Annotated in this window: 25 protein-coding genes and 1 pseudogene; 17 read left to right on the forward strand and 9 right to left on the reverse strand. The window is 63.6% G+C overall.

What is annotated here, in order from left to right; all coding sequences use genetic code 11:
- Positions 1–3: 3 nt before the first annotated feature.
- Both ACYU8T_RS09650 and typA read right to left on the reverse strand, forming a co-directional pair.
- The gene (locus tag ACYU8T_RS09650) at positions 4–1,056 is read right to left on the reverse strand and encodes a DUF1176 domain-containing protein (protein WP_461159288.1); all 1,053 of its coding nucleotides are present in this window, start codon (positions 1,054–1,056) and stop codon (positions 4–6) included.
- A 127-nt stretch (positions 1,057–1,183) separates the two neighbouring features.
- The gene (gene typA / locus ACYU8T_RS09655; protein ID WP_097092896.1) at positions 1,184–3,001 is read right to left on the reverse strand and encodes a translational GTPase TypA; all 1,818 of its coding nucleotides are present in this window, start codon (positions 2,999–3,001) and stop codon (positions 1,184–1,186) included.
- A 191-nt stretch (positions 3,002–3,192) separates the two neighbouring features.
- On the opposite strand from typA, the gene ACYU8T_RS09660 reads away from it, so the two are divergent.
- Genes ACYU8T_RS09660 through ACYU8T_RS09670 form a run of 3 tightly spaced genes read left to right on the forward strand, consistent with a single transcriptional unit; the run spans position 3,193 to position 5,296 of the window.
- Entirely contained in the window at positions 3,193–4,407 is a 1,215-nt protein-coding gene (locus ACYU8T_RS09660; protein ID WP_461159289.1) for a toxic anion resistance protein, read from the forward strand.
- Positions 4,408–4,411: 4 nt separating this feature from the next.
- Positions 4,412–5,122: a hypothetical protein gene (locus tag ACYU8T_RS09665; RefSeq protein WP_461159290.1), complete on the forward strand. Its 711-nt coding sequence runs from the start codon at positions 4,412–4,414 to the stop codon at positions 5,120–5,122.
- Positions 5,123–5,140: 18 nt separating this feature from the next.
- The gene (locus ACYU8T_RS09670; RefSeq protein ID WP_176502231.1) at positions 5,141–5,296 is read left to right on the forward strand and encodes a hypothetical protein; all 156 of its coding nucleotides are present in this window, start codon (positions 5,141–5,143) and stop codon (positions 5,294–5,296) included.
- A 3-nt stretch (positions 5,297–5,299) separates the two neighbouring features.
- On the opposite strand, the gene ACYU8T_RS09675 is transcribed toward ACYU8T_RS09670, so the two are convergent.
- From ACYU8T_RS09675 to ACYU8T_RS09690, 4 genes are all read right to left on the reverse strand, one after another.
- Positions 5,300–5,611, reverse strand: coding sequence for a PilZ domain-containing protein (locus ACYU8T_RS09675; protein ID WP_097092897.1), 312 nt, complete (start codon positions 5,609–5,611; stop codon positions 5,300–5,302).
- A 101-nt stretch (positions 5,612–5,712) separates the two neighbouring features.
- Positions 5,713–6,447, reverse strand: a complete 735-nt coding sequence (locus ACYU8T_RS09680; RefSeq protein ID WP_097092348.1) for a class I SAM-dependent methyltransferase — start codon at positions 6,445–6,447, stop codon at positions 5,713–5,715.
- Positions 6,447–7,574 carry a peptide chain release factor 2 gene (gene prfB, locus ACYU8T_RS09685; protein ID WP_097092349.1) on the reverse strand — a complete coding sequence of 376 codons (1,128 nt, stop codon included), beginning with the start codon at positions 7,572–7,574 and terminating at the stop codon, positions 6,447–6,449. Before prfB ends, ACYU8T_RS09680 begins: the two co-directional genes overlap by 1 nt.
- 82 nt (positions 7,575–7,656) lie before the next feature.
- Positions 7,657–7,935, reverse strand: coding sequence for a GIY-YIG nuclease family protein (locus ACYU8T_RS09690; RefSeq protein ID WP_461159786.1), 279 nt, complete (start codon positions 7,933–7,935; stop codon positions 7,657–7,659).
- Between ACYU8T_RS09690 and ACYU8T_RS09695 the strand changes: the two genes are divergently transcribed.
- Positions 7,912–8,085, forward strand: coding sequence for a hypothetical protein (locus ACYU8T_RS09695; RefSeq protein ID WP_461159819.1), 174 nt, complete (start codon positions 7,912–7,914; stop codon positions 8,083–8,085). The genes ACYU8T_RS09690 and ACYU8T_RS09695 overlap by 24 nt on opposite strands.
- A gap of 69 nt (positions 8,086–8,154) precedes the next feature.
- On the opposite strand, the gene ACYU8T_RS09700 is transcribed toward ACYU8T_RS09695, so the two are convergent.
- A complete protein-coding gene (locus tag ACYU8T_RS09700) occupies positions 8,155–10,671 on the reverse strand; it encodes a penicillin-binding protein 1A (RefSeq protein ID WP_461159291.1) in 2,517 nt (838 codons plus the stop codon).
- A gap of 80 nt (positions 10,672–10,751) precedes the next feature.
- Positions 10,752–11,588, reverse strand: a pseudogene (locus ACYU8T_RS09705) (N-acetylmuramoyl-L-alanine amidase family protein); the annotation flags it as partial.
- 573 nt (positions 11,589–12,161) lie between these two features.
- On the opposite strand from ACYU8T_RS09705, the gene ACYU8T_RS09710 reads away from it, so the two are divergent.
- From ACYU8T_RS09710 to yihA, 9 genes are all read left to right on the forward strand, one after another.
- A complete protein-coding gene (locus ACYU8T_RS09710) occupies positions 12,162–14,822 on the forward strand; it encodes an Rne/Rng family ribonuclease (RefSeq protein ID WP_461159292.1) in 2,661 nt (886 codons plus the stop codon).
- Between the two features lie 17 nt (positions 14,823–14,839).
- Positions 14,840–14,971, forward strand: a complete 132-nt coding sequence (locus tag ACYU8T_RS09715) for a hypothetical protein (RefSeq protein ID WP_461159293.1) — start codon at positions 14,840–14,842, stop codon at positions 14,969–14,971.
- Complete coding sequence (locus ACYU8T_RS09720) at positions 14,971–16,320, forward strand: M48 family metalloprotease (protein WP_247231636.1); 1,350 nt, start codon at positions 14,971–14,973, stop codon at positions 16,318–16,320. The genes ACYU8T_RS09715 and ACYU8T_RS09720 overlap by 1 nt, the downstream gene beginning before the upstream one ends.
- Positions 16,317–17,087, forward strand: coding sequence for a DsbA family protein (locus ACYU8T_RS09725; protein WP_097092354.1), 771 nt, complete (start codon positions 16,317–16,319; stop codon positions 17,085–17,087). The genes ACYU8T_RS09720 and ACYU8T_RS09725 overlap by 4 nt, the downstream gene beginning before the upstream one ends.
- A gap of 185 nt (positions 17,088–17,272) precedes the next feature.
- On the forward strand, positions 17,273–17,407 hold the full coding sequence (rpmH, locus tag ACYU8T_RS09730; RefSeq protein WP_007683189.1) for a 50S ribosomal protein L34: 135 nt from the start codon (positions 17,273–17,275) through the stop codon (positions 17,405–17,407).
- A 32-nt stretch (positions 17,408–17,439) separates the two neighbouring features.
- Complete coding sequence (rnpA, locus tag ACYU8T_RS09735; RefSeq protein WP_461159294.1) at positions 17,440–17,895, forward strand: ribonuclease P protein component; 456 nt, start codon at positions 17,440–17,442, stop codon at positions 17,893–17,895.
- On the forward strand, positions 17,892–18,104 hold the full coding sequence (gene yidD / locus ACYU8T_RS09740) for a membrane protein insertion efficiency factor YidD (RefSeq protein WP_097092356.1): 213 nt from the start codon (positions 17,892–17,894) through the stop codon (positions 18,102–18,104). The genes rnpA and yidD overlap by 4 nt, the downstream gene beginning before the upstream one ends.
- 37 nt (positions 18,105–18,141) lie before the next feature.
- Positions 18,142–19,842: a membrane protein insertase YidC gene (gene yidC / locus ACYU8T_RS09745; RefSeq protein WP_461159295.1), complete on the forward strand. Its 1,701-nt coding sequence runs from the start codon at positions 18,142–18,144 to the stop codon at positions 19,840–19,842.
- A gap of 39 nt (positions 19,843–19,881) precedes the next feature.
- Positions 19,882–20,520 (forward strand): ribosome biogenesis GTP-binding protein YihA/YsxC, encoded by a 639-nt coding sequence (gene yihA, locus ACYU8T_RS09750; protein WP_443018578.1) that lies wholly within the window; start codon positions 19,882–19,884, stop codon positions 20,518–20,520.
- Between the two features lie 237 nt (positions 20,521–20,757).
- On the opposite strand, the gene ACYU8T_RS09755 is transcribed toward yihA, so the two are convergent.
- Positions 20,758–21,315, reverse strand: a complete 558-nt coding sequence (locus tag ACYU8T_RS09755) for a 2'-5' RNA ligase family protein (protein ID WP_461159296.1) — start codon at positions 21,313–21,315, stop codon at positions 20,758–20,760.
- A gap of 114 nt (positions 21,316–21,429) precedes the next feature.
- Here ACYU8T_RS09755 and ACYU8T_RS09760 point away from each other — a divergent pair, with 114 nt between their 5' ends.
- From ACYU8T_RS09760 to ACYU8T_RS09775, 4 genes are all read left to right on the forward strand, one after another.
- The gene (locus tag ACYU8T_RS09760; RefSeq protein WP_201515636.1) at positions 21,430–21,864 is read left to right on the forward strand and encodes a pyridoxamine 5'-phosphate oxidase family protein; all 435 of its coding nucleotides are present in this window, start codon (positions 21,430–21,432) and stop codon (positions 21,862–21,864) included.
- Positions 21,842–22,315 carry a DoxX family protein gene (locus tag ACYU8T_RS09765; protein WP_461159297.1) on the forward strand — a complete coding sequence of 158 codons (474 nt, stop codon included), beginning with the start codon at positions 21,842–21,844 and terminating at the stop codon, positions 22,313–22,315. The genes ACYU8T_RS09760 and ACYU8T_RS09765 overlap by 23 nt, the downstream gene beginning before the upstream one ends.
- Before the next feature lie 62 nt (positions 22,316–22,377).
- Positions 22,378–24,426 (forward strand): carbon starvation CstA family protein, encoded by a 2,049-nt coding sequence (locus ACYU8T_RS09770; RefSeq protein ID WP_461159298.1) that lies wholly within the window; start codon positions 22,378–22,380, stop codon positions 24,424–24,426.
- Complete coding sequence (locus ACYU8T_RS09775) at positions 24,423–24,608, forward strand: YbdD/YjiX family protein (RefSeq protein ID WP_247230213.1); 186 nt, start codon at positions 24,423–24,425, stop codon at positions 24,606–24,608. Before ACYU8T_RS09770 ends, ACYU8T_RS09775 begins: the two co-directional genes overlap by 4 nt.
- Positions 24,609–24,617 lie beyond the last annotated feature (9 nt).

The following is a 24,617-nucleotide window of genomic DNA, read 5'->3' on the forward strand; positions in this document are numbered from 1 at the left end:
CTGCTATGGGACGACCTTGGCCGACCAGGTGGTGATCCAATGCCAGGCCCCCCGGCATTCGCCCATCGCGCTCGCGGATGCCAGGCGGAAGCGGATGCCATCCCAGACATAGCTTTCGCTGCTGCCGCAGTCGCCAATGCCCCTACCCTTCGCATAGCTTTCAAGCGACGAGCTTTCTGGCGTCCATGAAGCGTTGACCAAGGTCGGATGCGCGGCATCCTCGCTCCAGCCGGGTTGATAGTCGAAGGCCGCATGGCGGAAGCTGCGCCGTCCCGGAATGCCCGTGGCGATCACCGGAACAGCCGAATGATTGTAAGCGCCCGCGCCGCAGGGGACCAGCACCAGCGTTTCCGTCTTTGAGAGGCGATGCAGTTCCGGCGGCGACGCATCACGCATCTCGTCCGCGCAACCCGTGAATTTCCCCACAGCCGCCAGTTCTTCGCGCCACAGGGTAACGGGCGCCGCGCCTGCCGGTATGACCGCCCGGCGGATCAAAGGAAGCGGAGGCGCCGGGCGAACCGCATTCGCCGCCAGCGCTCCTGTCGCGACCAGCGCCGCCTGCGTGCCTGCACGCCCCTGCCGCGCGTCCATATAGCGCATTGCCGCCGCCGCTCCGGCAAGGGACGGCCGGGCAATGACTGCACCGGCCGATCGCAGTTCAAGCTTCGTGCCCCGCGCCATGGCGATGGCGAGAGCGGCCGCCTGGGGCCCTTGCAGCCGGGCTTCGCCATCCCTGCCCGCAGCCGTGGCGATCTTGCGACCATCGACCAGAAAGCTGACGTCCTCCTGCCCCCGCGCATCGCGGCTGATCCATATTTCCGGGTCGGCCGCTCCCCCCGCCTCGCGCACCAGGCCGAGCGCGACAGGCTTGTCCGGCCACTCACCGCCATCGGGAAGCAGTGACACGGCCTCGCATCGGCTGCGATTGTCGCAACCGATCGTCCAATCCTTGTAGGTTTCCATGGCGCCGGGCCGTGGTGCCTGAGCTGCCAGCGGCGCGGATGCGATGAACGCCGACAGCATCGCCGCCAACGTGATTAAGCGTTTGTCCCCCATGGGTTAACTATAACTTAGTTTATAGTTGAGCGGTAGTGGCTTGTCGGCATGCCGCATCGCCGGACATGCACTGCTGATAGGGCCCCATGACAAAAAGGCCGGTGTCCTTCGACACCGGCCTCCTGGATCAAGCCGCCTTGGCGCGCGACATGCGCTTGCGCTCGTTCGGATCGAGATAGCGCTTGCGCAGGCGGATGGTCTTGGGCGTCACCTCGACCATTTCATCATCATCGATATAGGCGATCGCCTGCTCCAGCGTCATCTTCTTCGGCGGGGTCAGGCGGACGGCGTCGTCCTTGCCGCTGGCGCGGAAGTTGGTCAGCGCCTTCGACTTCATCGGGTTGACTTCAAGGTCTTCGGGCTTGGCGTTTTCGCCGATCACCATGCCTTCGTAGAGCGCTTCGCCCACGCCGACGAACAGGATGCCGCGATCTTCCAGCGGACCCAGCGCATAGGCATTGGCTTCGCCCGCGCCGTTCGAGATCAGGACGCCGTTCTTGCGGCCTTCGATCTTGCCCTTGTGGGGGCCGTACTTCTCGAACAGGCGGTTCATGATGCCGGTGCCGCGCGTGTCGGACAGGAATTCGCCATGATAGCCGATGAGGCCGCGCGAGGGCGCGGAGAAGGTGATGCGGGTCTTGCCGCCGCCCGAGGGACGCATGTCGGTCATCTCGGCCTTGCGGATGTTCATCTTGTCGACGACCGTGCCCGAAAATTCATCGTCGACGTCGATGACGACGGTTTCATAAGGCTCGGTCTTGTTGCCATTTTCGTCCTCGCCGAACAGCACGCGCGGACGCGAGATGCCGAGCTCGAAACCTTCGCGGCGCATCGTCTCGATGAGAACGCCGAGCTGAAGTTCGCCGCGGCCTGCGACTTCGAAGCTGTCCTTGTCTTCCGATTCCGTCACCTTGATGGCGACATTGGATTCGGCTTCGCGGGCCAGGCGATCGCGGATCATGCGGCTCGTCACCTTGCTGCCCTCGCGGCCAGCCATCGGCGAATCGTTGACCGCAAAGCGCATCGACAGGGTCGGCGGATCAATCGGCTGGGCCTTGATCGGAACGCTGACCTGCGGGTCGGCGATGGTGTTGGCGACGGTGGCGACGGTCAGGCCCGCGAGGCTGATGATGTCGCCCGCCTTGGCTTCGTCCACCGGTACGCGGTCCAGGCCCTGGAAGGACATGATCTTCGACGCACGGCCGGTTTCGATCACATTGCCGTCAGCGTCGAGCGCGTGGATCGGCTGGTTGACCTTGACCGTGCCGGACTGGACCCGGCCGGTCAGGATGCGGCCAAGGAAGTTGTCGCGATCGAGCAGCGTCACGAGGAAGCTGAAAGGCGCGTCCACGTCCAGCGACGGCGGTGGCACATGATCGACGATCTTCTGGAACAGCGGCTCCAGCGTGCCTTCGCGGCGCTGGGCATCTTCGCTGGCGTAACCGTTGCGGCCCGAGGCGTAGAGCACCGGGAAGTCGAGCTGCTCGTCGGTGGCGTCCAGCGTCACGAACAGGTCGAACACTTCGTCCAGCACTTCCTGGATGCGCTCGTCGGGACGGTCGACCTTGTTGACGACGACGATGGGCTTGAGGCCCAGAGCCAGCGCCTTGCCGGTCACGAACTTCGTCTGCGGCATCGCGCCTTCAGACGAATCGACCAGCAGGATGACGCCATCGACCATCGAGAGGATACGCTCCACCTCTCCGCCGAAGTCGGCGTGGCCTGGCGTGTCGACGATGTTGATGCGAGTGCCGTTCCATTCGACCGAGGTGGGCTTCGCCAGGATGGTGATGCCGCGTTCCTTTTCGAGGTCGTTCGAATCCATCGCGCGTTCCTCGACGCGCTGATTGTCGCGGAAGGTGCCGGACTGGCGGAAAAGCTGATCCACCAATGTGGTCTTGCCATGATCGACGTGTGCGATGATGGCGATATTACGCAGGGACATGCATGTGCCTTTGGGATTTTCTGTTTTCCCGGCCGGCACCACGCCTGACCAGAGTATCGCGCGCGCCCCTACAGGAAATGATGCGTTGCGGCAAGGGCAGGGCAAGGATTTGCATCGGCCCGGACGCAGGACCATATTCCGGATTGAAGCGCCACTGTTATAGCTACATATAACAGCATGAAGGAGACGTTATGGCCAGCACCGCGCCCACCACGGCGACCGCCGACACGCTCAACCTGACGCCGCCCGATCCCGTGCCGCCGGTCGCGCCGGAAAAGGCGGCGGGCCTAGTCCCGATCGATGACGAACAGCGCTCGAAGCTGGACGAGAAGGTCGATGCCTTCATCGACGACCTTGTCGCCCAGGACGCCAACTCGCCCGAATTCGGCCAGCGGGTGGACCAGCTGACCAATATGGGCCGCAAGGAAATCGCAGAGGCGGCGGGCCATTCGAACCGCTTCCTCGATCGCCCCGTGCGCGCGATGGACAGCGACAACAAGGTCGGCGCGGACTTGGCTGAGCTACGCCGCACGGTCGAGGATCTCGATCCGGGCAAGCGCGGCAGCCTGCTTGCGCCCAAGAAGCTGTTCGGGATCATTCCCTTCGGTAACCGGCTGCGCGACTATTTCGACGGCTATAAAAGTGCGCAGGGTCACATCAATTCGATCCTCGGCAGCCTCGCCAGCGGCAAGGACGTGCTGATCAAGGACAATGCCGCCATCGATGTCGAGCGGCAGAATATGTGGGCGGCGATGGGCCGCCTGGAACAGATGATCCACATCTCCAAGACGCTCGACGCCCGGCTGGAGGCGAAGGCGCTTGAACTGGACGCGACCGATCCGGCGAAGGCCAAGGCGATCCGGGAGAGCGCGCTCTTCTATATCCGCCAGCGCACGCAGGACCTGCTGACGCAGATGGCCGTGACCGTTCAGGGCTATCTGGCGCTCGACCTCGTCAAGAAGAACAATGTCGAACTGGTGAAGGGCGTCGACCGCGCGAGCACCACCACCGTTGCCGCGCTGCGCACCGCCGTCACCGTGGCGCAGGCACTGGCGGGGCAGAAGCTGGTGCTCGAACAGATCAGCGCGCTCAACACGACCACGGCGAACATGATCGATTCGACCGGCGAGATGCTGAAGAACCAGACGGCGCAAATCCATGAGCAGGCCGCGTCCAGCACCATCCCCATCGCGACGCTGCAACGCGCATTCCAGAATATCTACGACACCATGGATAATATCGACACGTTCAAGGCCAAGGCGCTGGAGAATATGAAGACGACGGTGAACACGCTGTCGACGGAGGTAGAAAAGTCGAAGGGCTACATCGCCCGCGCAGAGGGCCAGGCCCAGGCCGCGCAACAGGCGCGCGCCGACAACCCGCTATTGAGCGCGATCGAGGCCTAAGGCAGTGAGCCGATCCGACCGTGTCCTGGCCGATGCCGAAGCAGTGCTGCGCCGCCACGGCGAGCGTGGGCGCAGCCTGTCGGCCCGGGCGCGGCAGAGGCGCGGCACCGCGCTGATGCGCAAGGTGAAATGGGCCTTCTGGTCGATACTCGCCATCCTTATCGGCAGCATGGTTGCAGGCTTCTTCATCCCACTCGGCACGACTGGCGTCATGGTCGCGCTGGGTCTTGCCATCGCGGCGCTGCTGTTGATCGCCCTCCTCCCCTCCGAACCACGCGTCGGGACGCAGGCGCTTGCCACCGCCCCCATCACCGCCCTCCCGCTCCAGACCGAAATCTGGCTCGACAATCAGCGCAAAGCCTTGCCCGCCCCCGCCGTCACCCTGGCCGACAGCATCGGCGTCAAGCTGGAGACGCTCGCGCCGCAGCTCGAACGCCTCAATGATCAGGAGCCTGCCGCCCAGGAAATCCGCAAGCTGCTGTCCGATCACCTGCCCGAACTGGTCACCGGCTATGAATCCATTCCCGCCCCGCTTCGCCGCGAGGAACGCAACGGCCGCGTGCCCGAGCAGCAGCTGATCGAAGGGCTGAAGGTCATCGACGGAGAGCTCGCCCGGATCAGCGAGGCGCTGGCCAGCGGCGATATCGACAAGCTGGCGGTGCAGAACCGCTTCCTTGAACTCAAATATCAGGAAGCCAAGGAACTTGGCCGCTAGGCCAGCCGTCCTCTTGCCATGATCCATCTGACGCTGATCATCGTCGATTTCCTGACCGGCCTGCTCGCCGCCGGTGCCTGGGCGCTCGCCTCCGCCGGTGGCGCCATCGCCGCGCTGCTGGGCGGCGGTCTGGTCAGTGCTTCACTCTTCCGGAAATGGCGCAAGCGCGGCTGACGCTCAACTTCCCCGGATGACTGTGTCGATCGCTTCATCCGTCATCGGTTGGCTGAACTGAATGCCGAAACGCTTGCCTCGCGCCCATACGACGCGGCCGCTGGTTTCCACGCCAAAGGCCTTCACCTCGACATAGCTGCCAGCAGCGGGCGGTGTTTCGCAATGAGCAAGCGCCCCGGAGGTGGACAGGTCCAGGAAATGGCCGCGCATTTCGGCATTGGCCACGCATAGGGTGACGGGGCCGAACATCTTGTGCCGTGCACTGTGCCGCCGCTGTTCGGCGTTGCCCGCCAGGAATGGGCTTTGGTTGTTCATACCGAGCTTCTCCCACGGGCCATCCAACCATGAAAAGGTCAAGACGGCGCACAGAATCATGGTTAACCCGCCATTAGCTACCTTTTACCCTAGGGAAACTGCTAATTTACGTTAGTCGCACTTTTCATGGCGCAGGGTACTATGCTTTGCGGCGATGGCCGCGCCGTGACCCGGCGGAAGCGGGCGAAATAGCCGCCTGCGGTGGGCTTGGGCACCAGTTCCTCCAGACGGAAACCGACGGCTGCCAGTTCACAGACCAGCAGGCGCGGCGGCGTCCCGTGCTGCGCCGTCGGCCGATTGGCATCGACCACGATCAGTTCGCCATCACTTTTGAGCGCGGGACTGAGGTTCCACAGGAACGCATAGGGCTCGGCGATCTCATGATACATATGGACCATGAATATGCGGTCGAAGCTGTTTTCCGGCAGCTTCGGGTCTTCTGGCGCGCCCAGCCTGACACTGACATTGCGCCAATCCTCGCGCGTGATGCGGCGGGACAGCGCCTCGATCACCTCGGGCATGATGTCTTCGGCCAGCACCCTGCCCTTGGCGCCGACGCGGTTGGCGAGCCGAACGGTATAATAGCCTTCGCCAGCGCCGATGTCGGCAACGGTCATGCCGGGCCGGATGCCCGCACGATCCATGATGTCTTCGGCCTCGTTGACGCGGTCGCGCGCTTCCTCGTTGGACCAGCGGGTCGAGACGATGGGCGCAACCGGCCTGTCGGCACGGGGAAAGTCCCGCGCGGCGGCGGGCCGGTCATCCTGCTTGGCGGACGACAACAGGCCGCAGCCTGCCAGCAGGAACAAGGATCCCGCCAGCGCGCCCCGCATCATCAGTCGACATCCTCCACATCGACCTTCTCGCCCGTCACCTTCTGCGACAGGGCAGCCGCCATGAAGGGGTCAAGCGCGCCGTCGAGCACGTCGTCGGGCGAGGTTGAGGTAACGCCGGTGCGCAGGTCCTTCACCAGCTGATAGGGCTGGAGCACATAGGACCGGATCTGGTGGCCCCAGCCGATCTCTGTCTTCGCCTGATATTCACCCGAAGCCGCCGCCTCGCGCTTCTGCAACTCGGCCTCGTAGAGCCGGGCCTTGAGCATGTTCATCGCTGTCGCGCGGTTCTTGTGCTGCGACCTGTCATTTTGCGACGCGACGATGATGCCCGAAGGGATGTGGGTAATGCGGACGGCGGAGTCGGTCGTGTTGACGTGCTGCCCGCCCGCGCCCGACGCGCGATAGGTATCGATCTTGAGGTCGCCTTCATTCACCTCGATCTCGATATTGTCGTCGATCACCGGATAGACCCAGACCGACGAGAAGCTGGTGTGCCGTCGCGCCGAGCTGTCATAGGGGCTGATGCGCACCAGCCGGTGGACGCCGCTTTCCGTCTTGGCATAGCCATAGGCATTCTCGCCCTTGAACAGGAAGGTCGCGGACTTGATGCCCGCCTGGTCGCCTGCCTGATAGTCGACCAGTTCGACCTTGTAGCCGCGCCGTTCGGCCCAGCGGCGGTACATGCGCGACAGCATCTCCGCCCAGTCCTGGCTTTCCGTGCCGCCCGCGCCCGCATGAATTTCCAGATAGGTGTCGCTGGCGTCCGCCTCACCGGCCAGCAGCGCCTTGATCTTGTCCTCGTCCGCGCGGTCGGCCAGCGCCTTCAGCGAAGCGACGCCTTCGTTCACCATCTCCTCGTCGCCTTCGGCCTCGGCCATTTCGATGAGTTCGGCGGTGTCGGTCTTTTCACTGTCGATCGCCCGGGTCGCGCCGATCGCGGCTTCCAGGCGCGTGCGTTCGCGCATGACTTCCTGCGCCATCTTCTGATTGTCCCAGAGCGTCGGGTCCTCGACGCGGGCATTCAATTCGTCCAGGCGACGCAAGGCGCGGTCCCAGTCAAGGAAGCGGCGCAGCAAGTCCAGCGCGGCGTCGATACGATCGATATATTGCTGCGCTTCGGCGCGCATGGGGAGTCTCCAGAAACTTCGGGGCGCATCCTAAACGCGCTAAACGCCAGCCCCTATCCGAGGGATGCGATTTTGGGAAGGTTCAATCCTTCAGCGCGCTTATACCACCCCCGTTCGTCCTGAGCCTGTCGAAGGACGCTGAGCTGCCTTGGCGGTTACGCGCTAACATTCTCATCCTATCCCAGTCCCCATCAATCAACGCGAGCTTCTTGGCGCGGCTCCAGCCCTTGATACGACGTTCAGCGGCCAGAGCTTCTTCCCTCGTACCAAAGCTTTCCGACCAGACCAATGCAAGGGGCCGCCGCGCTGCAGTATATCCAGGGATGACGCCCGCCTGATGGCCCGCGATCCGGCTTTCCAGATCATCCGTATGACCGGTGTAAAAGGAGCCGTCGCTGCAACGGAGAAGATATGCATGGAAGGCCATGATTTGCGTCCAGCTGGCGCGCGCGTCCTTCGACAGGCTCAGGACGAACGGGGGTTTGGAAAGACCGTCAACTTGGACCAGTAAGACAAATTCCGTTCGTCCTGAGCCTGTCGAAGGACGCGCGAAACCCAGCCCGGCGTCCCCCTCCACCTCTCAATAAATCCCGCCCTGTTCCTGCAGGAAGTCGCTGTCCGTCCGCTGCCGCGTCTGGGCTCTTGCCTCACGCCGCTGGGCGGCCTGTTCCTGCGCGGCGACCTCTTCCTTGCGGATGGAGCGGCGGGGTTCGCTTTCAGGCTTGAACGCTTCCCAGATGACGGCGGGCTTGGGATCGTCGGTCGGCCACACGCCATAGACGCGCTTGCCTGACCGGCGATCTATCGTGACCATGCGGATGCCCGCGGGCGCGACGAAGGGCGTCTTGGGCATGGTTTCGAGCACCGGGGCCATGGCCGCTTTCCAGATCGGCGCGGCGACCCGGCCGCCCTGCGCCCAGCCACCCAGGCTGCGTGGCTGGTCATAGCCGATATAGACGCCAGCGACGATGTCGGGCGATCCGCCCACGAACCAGACATTGGTCGGGCCGTTGGTCGTGCCCGTCTTGCCGAACAGCGGCCGCTTGAGATCCGCAAGAACAGTTGCGGTGCCGCGCTGGATCACGCCTTCGGTGATATGCACGACCTGATAGGCGGTCATCGGGTTCATCACCTGCCGCCCTTCGAAGCCGAAGCGGGGCATGGGCTTGCCATCCCAGTTCGCCATGTTGCACCCGTCGCAGGCGCGCCAGCGGAGCGGCCATATCACCTTGCCGCGCCGGTCCTGCACATAGTCCATGACCTTGGACGATAGCTGGCGTCCATGGTTGGCGAGCATCGCATAGGCATTCACCATCCGCTCGACCGTGGTTTCGCCAGCGCCGAGAGCAAAGGAGAGGTAGGGCTGATAATCGCCGATCCCCATCGCCTTTATGGTGCGCACGACGCGATCCATGCCGGTTTGGCTGGCGGCGCGCACCGTCATCAGGTTGCGTGATTGCTCGACGCCCCAGCGCATCGTCTGCGGCCCGGCGCTGCCGCCGGAGAAGTTGCGGAAGCATTTCTGCCCCAGCCCCGCGCCCTGATAGACGCACAAGGGCCCATCGACGATGATCGAGGCAGGCGTCATGCCATTGTCCAGCGCGGCGGCATAGACGAACGGCTTGATGGTCGATCCGGGCTGGCGCATCGCCTGCGTCGCGCGATTATAGGACGACAGGCGGTTGTCGAACCCGCCCTGCATGGCAAGCACCCGTCCGGAATGGACCTGCTCGGCCAACATGCCACCGGACACTTCGGGCACGTTGCGCAGCGCCCAGCTGGACCCGTTGCGCGCGACCACGATCAGGTCGCCAGGCTTCATGCTGTTGAACGCAGGCCCGCCAGCGCGGCGATAGGGCATTTGCGCCGCGCTCGCAGGCAGGGTTGCGGTGGTCCCATCGGAAAAGCCGATTTCGGCCCCTGAAGAGCTGCGGTCGATCACCGCCGCCACGCGCCAACCGGCATAATCGATGCCGATATAGCTGGCGGCCAGTTCGCGCTTCCACCCCCGCGCCAGGTCGATCTTGCCTACGGGACCAGACCAACCCTTCCCTGCGTCGAAACGCAAAAGGCCGTTGCGCAGGGCAGTGGCGACGCCTTCCTGCAGCTTGGGATCATAGGGGCTGCGGACCCAAAGGCCGCCCGCATAGACGCTGTTGGGGCCATCTTCCGCCTTTTCGCCGAACAGGTCGATCAGGCGGCGGCGCACCTCTTCCATATAATAGCCACCGGCGCGCGCGTCGAAGCTGGAGCCATGCTGTGCGACCGTGCCGAGCGGCTGAGCCTGCGCCTCGGTCAATTGCGCCTGGCTGATCCAGCCATTCTTGTACATCTCGCCAAGCGCCCAGTTGCGCCGGTCGAGCGCGCGCTCATGGCCCGTCGGGCTTTCCGGACGGTAATTGGCCGGTCCCTTGGGCAGGATCGCGAGATAGGCCATCTCCTGCAGCTTGAGGTCCGCGACGTCCTTGCCGAAATAGGCCCGCGCCGCGGCCTGCACGCCATAGGCGTTCCGGCCCAGGAATATCTGGTTCAGGTAGAGTTCCAGGATCTGCTGCTTGGTCAGAACATTTTCCATGCGGTAGGCGAGGATCATCTCCTTCACCTTGCGCGTGGGGGAATATTCGTCGCCGATCAGCAGGTTCTTGGCGACCTGCTGGGTGATGGTCGACCCGCCCTTGGCGCGCTGCCCCGATCCGATCTTGCTGGCATAGTCGAAGACTGCGCCAAAAAAGCCGGGAATATCGACGCCATGATGATCAAAGAAGGTCTTGTCCTCCGCCGCCAGATAGGCGCGGATCAGCAGCGGCGGGTAATCGCTATATTGCAGTTGGACGCGGCGTTCGCGGGCATAGCTGTGCACCGGCTGGCCATTGATGTCGCGCACGATCGTGGGGAGCGGCGGCTCATATTCCAGCAGCGTGGCGGCGTCGGGCAAGCCGCGCGCGAAGATCAGCCAGAACAGCAGTATCGCAGTGAACATCCCGCCCAGCGCAATGGCTGCCCAGCGGAACCGGCGTCGTTGCCAAAGGGGCGCCAGCCTGCCCCTCAGGCGGTCGGCGAAGGACAAACGGGCGGTATGGGGACGGGCCTCTTCCATGACGACAGGAGGCTCTAAGGTCAAAATGCGGCCAGCGCCAGTGCGGATCGACGGAGTGCAGATCGACGGGATCTTGGCGCTCAGCCGCCGCCGGGCGCGAGCCTGCGGGCGAAATAGATCTCGACCGCTTTTGCCACGCCCTTCGCGATGCCGCTCCGCCCTTCAGGCGAGGCGAGGAAAGCGGCGTCGTCCTTATTACTGAGATACCCGGTTTCGAACAGCACGGACGGCGTGTCGGGCGCCTTCAAAACCATGAGTGAGGCATAGCGATGAAACGCAGGCCGGAACAGCATGAACGGCCTCCCCTCCCGCTGGAGAAGGCGAGCGAAATTCGCTGATTCCTTCATTGTTTCACGCTGCGTCAGATCAATGAGGATGGATGACACAGCATCGGTCTGGCCGCTGAGATTGACGCCGTTCAGAACGTCCGCCCTGTTCTCCCGCGCCGCCAGCCGCGCTGCTTCCCGGTCCGAGGCGACTTCCGACAATGTATAGATGGTCGCGCCCCGCGCTTCGTGATTGTCGGCCGAATCGGCATGCACCGAAATGAAGAGATCGGCGTTCATCTTCCGTGCGATGCCATAGCGTTCCTGCAGCACCAGGAAGCGATCGTCATCCCGCGTCAGCGCCACCCGCAGCCGGCCCGACCTTACCAGCTGATCGCGGATCGCCTGCGCGATGGACAGCGTCAGGTCCTTTTCCTTCTCGCCCGTTTCGGCGCTGATCGCGCCCGGATCATGCCCGCCATGGCCCGCGTCGATGACGATCAGCGGGCGCGAGGGATCGGTCGACCCTTCCACCTTCGGCAGAGACAGGCCTCGCGCGACCGGCGGGATCGGCACGGTGATACTGTGCCACCGCTTGGCAGGGCGCGGCGCCATGGCCGCTGGAGGAGCGAAGAGGATGCGTCCGGACCCTTGAGGGCCGGTCAGGAAAGCAGCTGCCAGAGCTAGCGCGTGAAGCATGGCGCGCTTTTGCAACGCGCCGCGCCATGACGTCCAGCCCCTTCTCCATGCGCGTGCATCCGCGCGGCGTTTACCTTTGCTTCACCATGTTCGGCGATTGAACGGCAGAATGGCGGCATTCATCCTGGACGAAACAATTTCGCCCGGGACATTGCTAGGCTGGCCTTAGGCTGCTACCCATTCACATTCCTGAAAGAAACGCCCATGTCAGATGGGCTTCTTCATCGGGAACATTTACGGCAGCATCGGCGAGCGCCCAACGCTCTGGCCCGATGCGACGAACAGGTTGACGCTGCATGAGGCATGATTTCCGTTCCACGCTGAGCCCGATGACGGGCGATGCGGCTTGGACGGAGCGGACCGGCGATTTGCCCGGCCCTGCCAATGCAGCAGAAGCGCAGTTTTTCCTGTCAAACCGGACGATAGCAACACCCGCGCCGCTGGCGGCGCGACTGCGTTCGTCCCCCCACTATCGCGTGGCAGCCCGGCCCAGTGCCGCTGGCCGCCTTCGCCGGAGAATAATGAATGACAATGCGTATGCTGATCGATGCGCGCCACCGGGAAGAAACCCGGGTCGCGGTCGTCAAGGGTAACCGGATCGAGGAGTTTGATTTCGAATCGGCCGAGCACAAGCAGCTCAAAGGCAATATCTACCTCGCCAAGGTCACCCGCGTAGAACCTTCGCTTCAGGCGGCGTTCGTCGATTATGGCGGCAACCGCCACGGCTTCCTCGCCTTCAGCGAAATCCATCCCGACTATTACCAGATCCCGCGCGAAGACCGCGAGGCGCTGCTGCGCGAAGAGCGCGAGCATGCCGAGGAAGAGGCCGCGCTGCGCGCCGAGGTCGAGGATGACGAGGATCATCACGACGATGGGCTGGAAGTCGTCGAAGCCACGCATCATGAGGATGATGAAGGCGAGGCCGCTGAAAGCAGCGAGGGCTCCGAGGGCAACGGCAACAGGGGCGGCCGCCGCAAGCGCGGTGGTGACGAAGCCGCCGACGAACTGCGCCGCAAGCGCATGGCGCTGCGCCGCCGCTACAAGATCCAGGACGTCATCAAGCGCCGTCAGGTGCTGCTGGTGCAGGTCGTCAAGGAGGAGCGCGGCAACAAGGGCGCGGCGCTGACCACCTATCTCTCGCTTGCCGGGCGCTATTGCGTGCTGATGCCCAACACCAGCCATGGCGGCGGCATTTCGCGCAAGATTTCGAACGCCGCAGACCGCAAGCGATTGAAGTCGATCATCGCGGAAATGAACCTGCCCTCCACCATGGGCTGCATCGTCCGCACAGCCGGGCTCCAGCGCACCAAGCCGGAGATCAAGCGCGACTTCGACTATCTCGCGCGCCTGTGGGACGAGATTCGCGAAAAGACGCTGAAGTCCGAAGCCCCCGCGTTGATCCACAATGACAGCGACCTCATCAAGCGCGCGATCCGCGATATCTACAACAAGGATATCGAAGAGGTCATCGTCGAGGGCGAATATGGCTACAAGGCCGCCAAGGATTTCATGAGGCTGCTGATGCCCAGCCATGCGCGCCGGGTGCAGCAATATGCCGACGCCGTGTCGCTGTTCCAGCGCGCGGGCGTCGAGGATCAGCTGGCGGCGATGTACAATCCCGTCGTTCAGCTGAAGTCCGGCGGCTATCTGGTCATCAACCCGACCGAAGCGCTGGTGTCGATCGACATCAACTCCGGCCGTTCGACGCGCGAACATGGCATCGAACAGACCGCTGTCGCCACCAACCTGGAAGCGGCTCGGGAAATCGCCCGCCAGCTGCGCCTGCGCGACATGGCGGGCCTGGTCGTCATCGACTTCATCGACATGGAGATGAACTCCAACATCCGTAAGGTCGAGAAGGCGATGAAGGAGGCGCTGAAGGACGATCGCGCCCGTATTCAGGTCGGCCGCATCTCCGGCTTTGGCCTGATGGAAATGAGCCGTCAGCGGCTGCGCACCGGCGTGCTGGAAGCATCGACCCGCCAGTGCCCGCATTGCGAAGGCACCGGCCTTGTCCGCACCGCTTCGTCCGCAGGCCTCAGCGCGCTGCGCATGCTGGAAGAGGAAGCGGCGCGCGGGCGCGGCAATCTCGTCACCCTGCGCGCGAGCCAGGAAGCGGCTTTCTACGTCCTCAACAACAAGCGCCGCGAGCTGGACGAGATCGAGCAGCGCTATGGCGTCACCATCGCGATCCTGCCGGATGGCGAGGTCGAAGGCGCACGCATGTCGGTCGAGGCCAGCGGTCCACGTCCGGAACGGGTGGTGACCTATGCGCCGCTCGTCGAGGATGAGGATGATCTCGACATCGTCGAGGAACTGGACGACGAAGAGATCGAGGAAGTCGAGGCTGCAGAGCGCGACGAGCGCGGTGACCGGGGCGAGGACCGCGAGGGTGGACGTCGCCGCCGCCGTCGTCGCCGTCGTCGGGGCGGTCAGCGCGACGACCATCATGGAGAGGGTCAGGCAGAAGCTGCCGCCGCTCCCGCCGAAGAGGCTGACGAAGACGCTGAAGCGGTGGCCGAAGGGGCCGAAGAACAGCCCGTCGAAGCCGATCGCGAGGGTGAAGAGGCGGGCCGACGCCGTGGCCGGCGCGGCCGCCGGGGTGGACGCCGCCGCCGCGAGGGCGAAGTGGTTTCGGACGAGGCGATCAGCGAAGCCGCCGAGGCTGCCGAGCTCACCGAGGAACCCGCTGAGGCTGAACCCGTCGCTGACATGGTAGCAGAAGCCGCTCCGGAAGCACCGGCTGAGGAAGAGGCGCCGAAGACGCGCCGCCGGCCCCGCGCGCGCAAGCCGAAGGAAGCGGAAGCTGCCCCTGTCGAGGCTGTCGAGGCTCCTGCCGAAGTGGCCGCAGAGGAAGCGCCCGCCAAGCCCAAGCGCACGCGCCGCAAGAAGGCTGAAGCTGCTCCGGAGGCACCTGCCGAACCGGCGGTTGCGGCGGAGCCCGAGGCCGAAGCACCCGCCAAGCCCAAGCGCACACGGCGCAAGAAGGTCGAGGCCGTTGCTCAGGAAGCAGCGGAAGCCCCATCGATCGCGGAAACCGTGGCGCATGAAGGTGATGCGGCACCGGCCAGCGCGAACGAGAATGCCGTCGCTGCCGCTGATGGCGGCGAGACTGCCGATGCGCAGCAGGCCGAAACGGAAAGCGCACCGCGCCGTGGATGGTGGCAGCGCACCTTCGGCCAGTAAGCAGGGACGCCCGTCTGATGAGCAACGCCGCCGCCCTGCCGGTTTTCCGGAAAGGCGGCGGCGTTCTCGCTTCAGGCGGAGTTCATCGCGGCGCTGGCAGCGGCGCGGGCATGCTGCCTTCATCCCTGCTCCATGGTGATCGGCCATGATGCGCCGCTGGCTGCGCGCCGCTGCGATCGCCCTTGCATCGCTGGCACTCGTCGCCAAACCGGTGATGGCGCAGCAGATATTGCGCGACGCCGAAACCGAAGCCTTCATGGCGGACATGTCGGGACCGCTGGTGAGCGCGGCGGGGATGGAGCCCCGCAATGTCCAGGTGCTGGTTCTCAACGATCCGGAAATCAACGCGTTCGTCGCGGGCGGTCAATATGTCTGGGTTCATAGTGGCCTGATCGCCGCGGCAGACAATGTGAACCAGCTGCAAGGCGTCGTCGCGCACGAACTTGGCCATATCGAGGGCGGCCACATCATCCGCTCGTCGGAGGGCATGAAGGCGGCGACGGGTATTACCTTGCTCAGCCTCGTCCTTGGCGCCGCTGCGATCGCGGCGGGCGGCGCGGAAGCGGGCATGGGCATTTTGGGCATGGGCCAGCAGGCGGCGATGGGCAAATTCCTCGCCTTCTCCCGCGCGCAGGAAAGCTCCGCCGACCTTGCGGGCGCGCGCTATCTGAGCAAGGCGGGCCTGTCCGGCAAAGGCAGCCTGGAATTCTTCAAGAAGCTGCAGAACCAGGAATATCGGCTCGCGATACCGCAGGAGGACAGCTACGGCCGCACGCATCCTTTGTCGGGCGAGCGCATCAATGTCCTGAGGGAGGTGTACACCGTCGATCCCGCTTGGGACAGGCCGGTCGACCCGAAGCTTGAAGCCCGGTTCGAGAGGATCAAGGCCAAGCTGGTCGGCTTCGTTTCCGAACCCACCCAGACGCTGATAAAATATCCCGAGAGCGACCAGTCTCTTCCGGCGCATTATGCGCGCGCCTATGCCTGGCACAAGAGCGCCTACCCCGACAAGGCGATCGCCGAGGTGAACGCCTTGCTTGCAGCGCAGCCGCATGACCCTTATTTTCTGGAGTTGAAAGGCCAGGTGCTGTTGGAAAGCGGCAGGCCCGCCGACGCCATCCCTCCTTTACGCGAAGCCGTGCAGCTGACGCAGCAGCCCTTGATCGCAACCATGCTGGGCCATGCGCTGATCGCGACGGAGGATGACAAGAATTTCGCCGAGGCCGAACAGGTGCTGCGCAACGCCGTCGCGCGGGATCGGGAAAATCCCTTCGCCTGGTATCAGCTGGGGGTCGTTTATGAGCGGCGGGGCGATACGCCCCGTGCGGCGCTCGCCACGGCGGAACGCTACGCGCTCATGGGCCAGGACCAGATGGCGCTGCGCAGCGCGGACGCGGCCATGCAGGCGTTGAAGCCTGGCACGGTTGACTATCTGCGGGCGCAGGATATCGCCATGGTTTCACGTGCGGCCATCGAGCAGAAGCGGAAGAAGAAATGACCGAAACCTCTCGGCCCGGTTTTCGCGCCGCACTTTCAAACAGGACCATCCAGATGACGATTGGCGCCCTCGCCTTCATCGCCGCCACTGCCGCGGGCGCGGCCCTTGGCATGCAGAGCACAGGCAGCGTGGCGGCGGGAGACAAGGCGGCGATCGAGAAAATCGTGCGCGACTATATCCTCGAGCATCCCGAGATCATTCCCGAAGCGGTCGAACGGCTCCAGGCGAAGCGTGTCGCCGACAGCATCGGCGAAAGCCGCAAGGCGATCGAGACGCCCTATGCCGGTGCCTGGGAAGGCGCGGCCAATGGCGACGTCACGCTGGTCGAGTTTTTCGACTATGCCTGCGGATATTGCCGCGCATCTCTGGCGGACCTTGCCAAGCTGGTCGGCGAGGACAAGGGGTTGAAGGTCGTCTATCGCGAGTTGCCGATCCTGTCGGACGCGAGCGCGGATGCGGCCAAGGTGTCGCTGCTGGCGGCGGAGAAGGGCCAATATATGCCTTTCCACCGGGCGCTGTATGATAGTGGCAAGGTTACTCGGGAAGCGATCCTCGGCGCTGCCGCCAAGGTCGGCATCGATGCCAAGGCTGCGGAGGCGGCCATGGCCAGCAGCAAATATGACGCGGAGATCCAGTCCAACATCGCCCTGGCGCAAAAGCTGCGCGCGACCGGCACGCCGACCTTCGTCGTGGGCGATCAGGTGCTGAACGGCGCGGTGGGATATGATGCGCTCAAGCAGGCGGTGGCGACGGTCCGGGCGAAGTAGAGGCGCTGAACTCCCCCTCCCCTGAAGGGAAGAGGGAACATGTTGCGCATCCTCTTCGATCACCCTCCTCCGCCATTGACTCGTCCACCGCTTTTGCCTATCGGACGCCCCCTGACATGCGGCCGCCCAACGGCGGCCCTTTTTTGTCACGCCCGATTTTGACGTTTTGCTTTGAGGAATGAACGATGAAGCGCACCTATCAGCCGAGCAATCTGGTTCGGAAGCGCCGTCACGGTTTCCGCGCTCGCATGGCGACGCCCGGCGGCCGCAACGTGCTGCGTGCCCGTCGCGCTCGCGGCCGCAAGAGCCTGAGCGCCTGAACGACGCGCCGCCGGAACGCGCGCCAGCCATTATGCGGCGGCGCGCTGATTTCCTGGCGGCGAATCGTGGGCGGCGCGCACCAATGCCGGGCTTTGTCCTGCTGGTGCGCGAACGGGCCGATGGTGATCCGGCGATGCGTATCGGCATCACGGTGACGAAAAAGATTGGCGGCGCTGTCATCCGCAACAGGATGAAGCGCCGTTTTCGCGTTCTGGCACGCGAACTGCTGCCGGTTCATGGCGTGGCGGGGGCCGATCATGTGCTGATCGGCCGGTCCGAAGGGATTGAGCGGGACTTCGCCCTGCTGCGCGCGGAGCTGGAAAAGGCGCTGGGTAAGGTGATGAGCCGACCGGTCGGCGACGCACCGCGCAAGGCGAAGAAGCGGCCCGCCCGTGCAAAGGATCAGAATAGTCCTGACGCAGCGATGCCGGGCAACGGCAGCAGTGGTTTCCCCGCTTCGCAGAAACAGGGTGAGTCGAGCTCATGATCGCCCGCCTCCTCATACTCATCGCGCGTTTCTGGCAGATCGGCCCATCGCGCATATTGCCGCCAAGCTGCCGCTACGCGCCATCCTGCTCGCAATATGCGATCGAGGCTGTCCGTAAATATGGTGCGGTGAAGGGTAGCTGGCTCGCCACGAAGCGGCTAATGCGATGCCACCCTTGGGGCGGATCGGGCTACGACCCGGTGCCCTGACACGAATTTTCATTAAAAGACGGCGGAGCCGACAAGCGTGGACGACAAGAAGAATATTGTTCTGGCGGTGCTGCTGACCGCAGCGATCCTGTTCGGCTGGCCCTATATCGCCAATCATTTCTTCCCCGCCGCCAATCCGCCCGCGACCAAGATCGAAGGCGGCAAGACGACGCCGGTGGCGCAGGGATCGAGTCCCGTGGCGAGCAGCCCCGCCGCGATTCGCGACCGCGCTCTCGTCCTGAAGGAAAGCCCGCGCGTTGCGATCCGGACTCCCAAGCTGGTCGGCTCGATCAACCTGAAGGGCGCGCGCATCGACGACATCGTGCTGCCCACCTACAGCGAGACGATCGCGAAGAATTCCCCAGCGATCCGCCTTTACAGCCCCTCTGGCACGAAAGACGCCTTTTTCGCGGGCTTCGGCTGGCAAGGTGAAGGATTGAAGGCGCCCGATGCGAACACCGTCTGGACTGCCGACGGCAAGGAGCTGACGCCTACCAGCCCCGTGACGCTGCGCTGGGACAATGGCGCAGGCCAGACCTTCGAAATCCGCCTGACGGTCGATGGAAACTACATGATCACCGCGCAGCAGAAGGTCGCGAACAGCGGCACTGGCGTGGTGGGCGTGAAGCCATTCGGCTATATCAGCCGGACCGGCATTCCCCAGGATCCCGACACCTGGACAATCCATATAGGGCCCATGGGCGTGTTCAACGGCGCGGCCAATTATGACGTGAACTACAAGGATCTGGACAAGGGTCCTTCCAGCCAGAGCTTCCAGTCCACGGGCGGTTGGCTCGGCTTCACGGACAAATATTGGCTGTCCGCGCTGGTGCCCGACCAGAAGGCCGCCTTTGAAGGCCAGTTCCGTAAAGGGGCAGGCACGCAGTATCAGGCCGACTACAGCCTTGCGCCCACCATGCTGGCGCCGGGCAAGGCCGTGACGCAGACCGTGCGCCTGTTCGTCGGCGCGAAGGAAGTGAAGACGCTCGAAGCCTATCAGGACGCGGGCATTCCGCTGTTCGACCGGGCGATCGATTGGGGCTGGTTCTACTGGTTCGAAAAGCCGATCTTCGCGCTGCTGCACTGGTTGTTCGAACATATCGGCAATTTCGGCGTCGCTATCATCTGCCTGACCTTCGTGGTCCGCGCATTGATGTTCCCCGTCGCCCAGCGCCAGTTCGCCAGCATGGCGGCGATGCGCGCGGTTCAGCCGAAGATGAAGGCGCTGCAGGAGAAATATAAGGACGACAAGCCCAAGCTCCAGCAGGAGATGATGGAGCTCTACAAGCGCGAGAAGGTAAACCCGCTCGCCGGCTGTCTGCCGATCTTCATCCAGATCCCGATCTTCTTCGCACTCTACAAGGTGCTGCAGCTGACGATCGAAATGCGTCACCAGCCCTTCGTCCTGTGGATCAAGGATTTGTCCGCACCCGACCCGCTGCACATCCTCAACCTGTTCGGCCTGTTGCCCTTCACCCCGCCGTCCTTCCTGGCGATCGGCGTGCTGGCGCTGCTGCTGGGCATTTCCATGTGGCTGCAGTTCAAGCTGAACCCGGCGCAGATGGACCCGATGCAGCAGCAGATCTTCTCGATCATGCCGTGGATGATGATGTTCATCATGGCGCCGTTCGCGGCAGGCCTGCTGGTTTACTGGATCACCAACAACTGCCTGTCGATGTTGCAGCAGTGGTGGCTCTACAAGCGCCATCCTGCATTGAGCGCGGCCCCGGCGAAATAGCGCATAGTCCACGAGACGAACGGAAATCACGTGACCGACATTGTCGACCCCGAACTGATCGAGGAAGCGCGCAAGGTGTTCGCCGGGCCGATCGCCTTCCTTAAATCGGCGCCGGATCTGAAATTCCTGCCCGACATGTCGGTCAATGAAGTGGCCTTTGCGGGCCGTTCGAATGTGGGCAAATCGTCGCTGCTCAACGCTCTTACCGGGCGGAACAGCCTGGCGCGCACGTCCAACACGCCGGGGCGGACGCAGGAGCTCAACTTTTTCGATGTGGGCGATCCGCTGCGCTTTCGCCTCGTCGACATGCCCGGCTATGGCTATGCCCGCGCGCCCAAGGACATGGTGCGTAAATGGCGCTTCCTGGTGAATGATTATCTGCGCGGCAGAGCCAAGCTGAAGCGGACGCTCGTGCTGATCGACAGTCGCCACGGCATCAAGGATGTCGACAACGACATTCTGGACATGTTGGACGCAGCAGCGGTCAGTTATCGCATCGTGCTCACCAAGGCGGACAAGGTGAAGGCAAGCCATCTGGCCGAAATCATGCAGGCCGCGAGCGATGCCATCCGCAAGCGGCCGGCCGCCCATCCGGAGATCATCCCAACATCGAGCGACAAGGGGATGGGCATAGCCGAACTTCGAGCCGCCGTGCTGGCCAGCGTGACCGAGGGCTGAGAAACTCTCCACCTGCGGCTATCTGGCAGCGCTCCTGCTAACCGCACATCTGCACGCTGCTCCACGGCATAACCATCGATACCCGGCTACGGCCTTAACGTTTTGTGCTTCATACCGGCACCACGCCGTTCGCCCTGAGCCTGCGGAGGGGCTCTACTTTTCAAGAAGAGGGCTTTTTTCGGCAAGCTCAGCTCGAACGGCTTGAGCGATCCTGTTAGACGCACTTTCGCTTGAGTATCAGAACAACTCATACTGCCCGTCGCCTTTAAGCGTCCAGGTGCCCAGAATATCGTGCCGCGTGCGGCCCACATGGCTGCACACCAGGACAAACCGGTCGAGTGACCATGAAAAGCCATCGATGCTCTGCTGCGATGGCGGCCCGTCCCTGTAAAATAATGTCTGATGGGGGCTGAAGCTCCAGCCCGGACGCAAGGCCACCCCTGCCCTCCACATCGCATCGGCAATCGAGCGCTGTAGCTGATTGAGCAGCGGCACGGATCGAGACGGACGCAGTGCAACCGACCGGTTGCTGAAGCTCACCTGGTCGAGCCGCATGTCGAAGGGTTCAGCCTCCACGCTCGTGCCCGCGCGCAGCAATGCCTTGATCACTGCATAGGGATATTCGACATAATCGGCCGTGACGGCGAGCGTCATATGTTGATGTTCCAGGCGGATACGCCGCTCGCCGCCGCCTAATTTTTCCGCCAGATGATCGGTCTGCCGCGCCACCGTTACAGGCGGCTTCAGCGCGAAGAAGAGACGATACAAAGTTGCGGCGCGCTTGTCGTGGCGCATGGCTGATCCTTTCCGATTCGTTTGTTCACTATATGTTCTTATTCATTCGGTGACGAGTCCGGAGCTTATTTTGCGGCGGGACGTTGGCATGATCTCGTCAAAGGAGTGTACTGGATGGTTCAACTGACGCTGCCGCAGCTGGCAAAGAAGATGAAGGACATCGACTTCGCCATGCTTTCTACCCGCGCTGAGGGCGGCCAGATCGCCGCTCGCCCGATGAGCAACAATGGTGACGTCGATTATGACGGCGACAGCTATTATTTCACGACGGACGATACCGTCATGGTTCGTGATATCGAGCGCGATCCAAAGGTGGGATTGTCATTCCAGGGGTCGGCCGGATTGCTGAAGCAGCGCCCCTTGTTCGTGGCGGTCGAAGGGCGCGCTGACCTGATCCGTGACAAGGCGCAGTTTGCGGCGCATTGGAACAGCGATCTTGACCGCTGGTTCGACGAAGGCGTCGACACGCCGGGCCTGGTGATGATCAAGGTACGCGCGGAAAGGGCGCATTATTGGGATGGCGAAGATGAGGGGGAGATCACGCTCTGACGGTGGCGATGCGCGAGGCGATGGCAATAATGTAAGAACGGCCTCGCGCTGGCTGCTTTCTGCATTCTACCTGATCGCCGGCGTCGCCCATATAGCCAGACCGGGCGGCTTCATCGCCATTACCCCGCATTGGGTGCCATATCCGGCTGACATCATTACCCTCACGGGGATCGCTGAGATTGCGGGCGCCATAGGGCTGCACATCCCTCGATTCCGGAGAGCGGCCGGAATTGGCCTCGCGCTTTACGCCCTATGCGTTTGGCCCGCCAATATCAATCACGCGCTGAACGACATTCCGCTGGGCGGCGTGCACCTTGGCTGGTGGTATCATGGCCCGCGCCTGCTGTTGCAGCCGCTGATCATATGGTGGGCGCTCTGGGCCAGCACCGCGGTCGAATGGCCGTTCAATCGCAAAGCAGCGGGCCGCCCACATCGGTGCCCACATCGGTGATTGTCTTTGGAGGGCGCGGCCCTACTGTGGCGGCCCACACTGCGACAATGATAGAGAGAGCGATGACCCGGCACATCCCCTGGATCCTGATGGCGATAGTCGGGGCGGTGGCGCTGTCGGTGGTTGCCGTATCGCGCGGGGAGGCGGTCAACGCGCTCTGGATCGTCGTGGCTGCTGTCAGCAGTTTCCTCGTCGCCTACCGCTATTATGCGCTGTACATCGCCCGAGCCGTGATGCGGCTCGACCCCGCACGGCCGACGCCCGCAATCAGGCGGGCGGACGGGCTGGACTATGTCGCGACGGATCGGGTGGTGCTGTTCGGGCATCATTTTGCGGCGATCGCCGGTGCCGGTCCCCTCGTCGGGCCGGTTCTTGCCGCGCAGATGGGCTATCTGCCCGGCACGCTCTGGATCATCGTGGGCGTGGTGCTGGCGGGCGCCGTGCAGGACTTCATGGTCCTGTTCATTTCCATGCGCCGCGACGGGCGATCCCTGGGCGAACTCATCCGCATGGAAATGGGCCAGGCCGCCGGGACCATCGCGCTGTTCGGCGCCTTCATGATCATGGTGATCATCCTAGCCGTGCTGGCGTTGATCGTGGTGAAGGCGCTGGCAGAGAGCCCCTGGGGCATGTTCACCGTGGCGGCGACGGTCCCGCTTGCCCTGCTGATGGGTGCCTACACGCGCTGGATCAGGCCGGGGCGCATTGGCGAGGTGTCGCTTATCGGGCTCGTCGGGCTTCTGGCTGCGATCATCTATGGGCAGGCGATTGCGGAATCACCCTTGTGGGGACCGATCTTCACCTTCACGCCGGTGCAGCTGTGCTGGATACTGATCGGCTATGGCGCGGTGGCGTCGGTACTGCCGGTCTGGCTGCTGCTGGCGCCGCGTGACTATCTGTCCACCTTTCTCAAGATCGGGGCGATCGCCGCGCTTGCCATCGGCATCGTCATCATGGCGCCGCCGCTCAAGATGCATGCCGTCACGCAGTTCGTGGACGGCAACGGCCCGGTCTGGTCGGGCGGGCTCTTCCCCTTCCTCTTCATCACCATCGCCTGCGGCGCAGTGTCGGGCTTCCATGCCCTCATCGCCAGCGGCACCACGCCCAAGCTGATCGCGAGCGAGAGCGACGCGCCGCTGATCGGCTATGGTGCGATGCTGATGGAAGCGTTCGTCGCGATCATGGCGCTGGTGGGAGCGTCGATCCTAGATCCCGGCATCTATTTCACGATGAACAGCCCGGCGGCGGTGATCGGCACCGACGCCGGAAGCGCGTCGGCGGCGGTCACGGCGATGGGCTTCCCCATCACGCCCGAGCTTATCACCCAGACCGCGAAGGATGTTGGCGAGCATAGCATCATATCGCGCGCAGGCGGCGCGCCGACGCTGGCCGTCGCGATGGCGGAAATCTTTTCCCATGTGATCGGCGGGCCTGCGATGAAGGCCTTCTGGTATCATTTCGCGATATTGTTCGAGGCGCTGTTCATCCTGACGGCGGTGGACGCAGGGACGAGAGCGGGACGCTTCATGTTGCAGGACCTGATCGGGCTTGTCGTGCCTCGTTTCAAGGATACGTCCGGCATTGGCCCCGGCCTTGTGGCGACCGGTCTCACCGTGGCGGCATGGGGCTTCTTCCTTTATCAGGGCGTCACCGATCCCTTGGGCGGCGTGAACACCTTGTGGCCGGTGTTCGGCATTTCCAACCAGATGCTGGCGGCGATCGCGCTGATGCTGGCAACGGCGGTGCTGTTCCGCATGAAGCGCGACCGCTATGCCTGGGTGACGATGATCCCGGCGGCGTGGCTGCTGGTCTGCACCTTGTCGGCCGGGCTGCTGAAGCTGTTTTCGGCGGACGCGAAGGTCGGCTTCCTTGCGCATGCAGCCAAATTCTCCACGGCGGCGAATGAAGGCAAATTGCTGAGCCCCGCCAAGTCCATGGCGGAGATGCAGCAGATCATCTTCAACGATCGGGTGGATGCGGCCCTGGTAGGCATCTTCCTTCTGGTGGTGCTGTCCCTGCTGTTCTTCACTATCCGCACCTGCATCGCCGCGCGGCGCGTTGATGCACCCACCGCACGCGAAATCCCCGCATCTCTGGTGCCAGCGGAATGACCCGGCTGTTCGCCAAGCTTCGCCAGACAGCGCTGATGATGGTCGGCATGCCCGACTATGACGGCTATGTCGGCCACATGCAGGCGCACCATCCCGGCGCCCCTGTCATGACCCGCACCCAGTTTTTCCGGGAACGGCAGGAAGCCCGCTATGGCGGCAAGAATGGCGGCAAATGCTGCTGACCGTTGGGG

The sequence above is a fragment of the Sphingobium sp. TomMM35A genome (genome assembly GCF_054771735.1).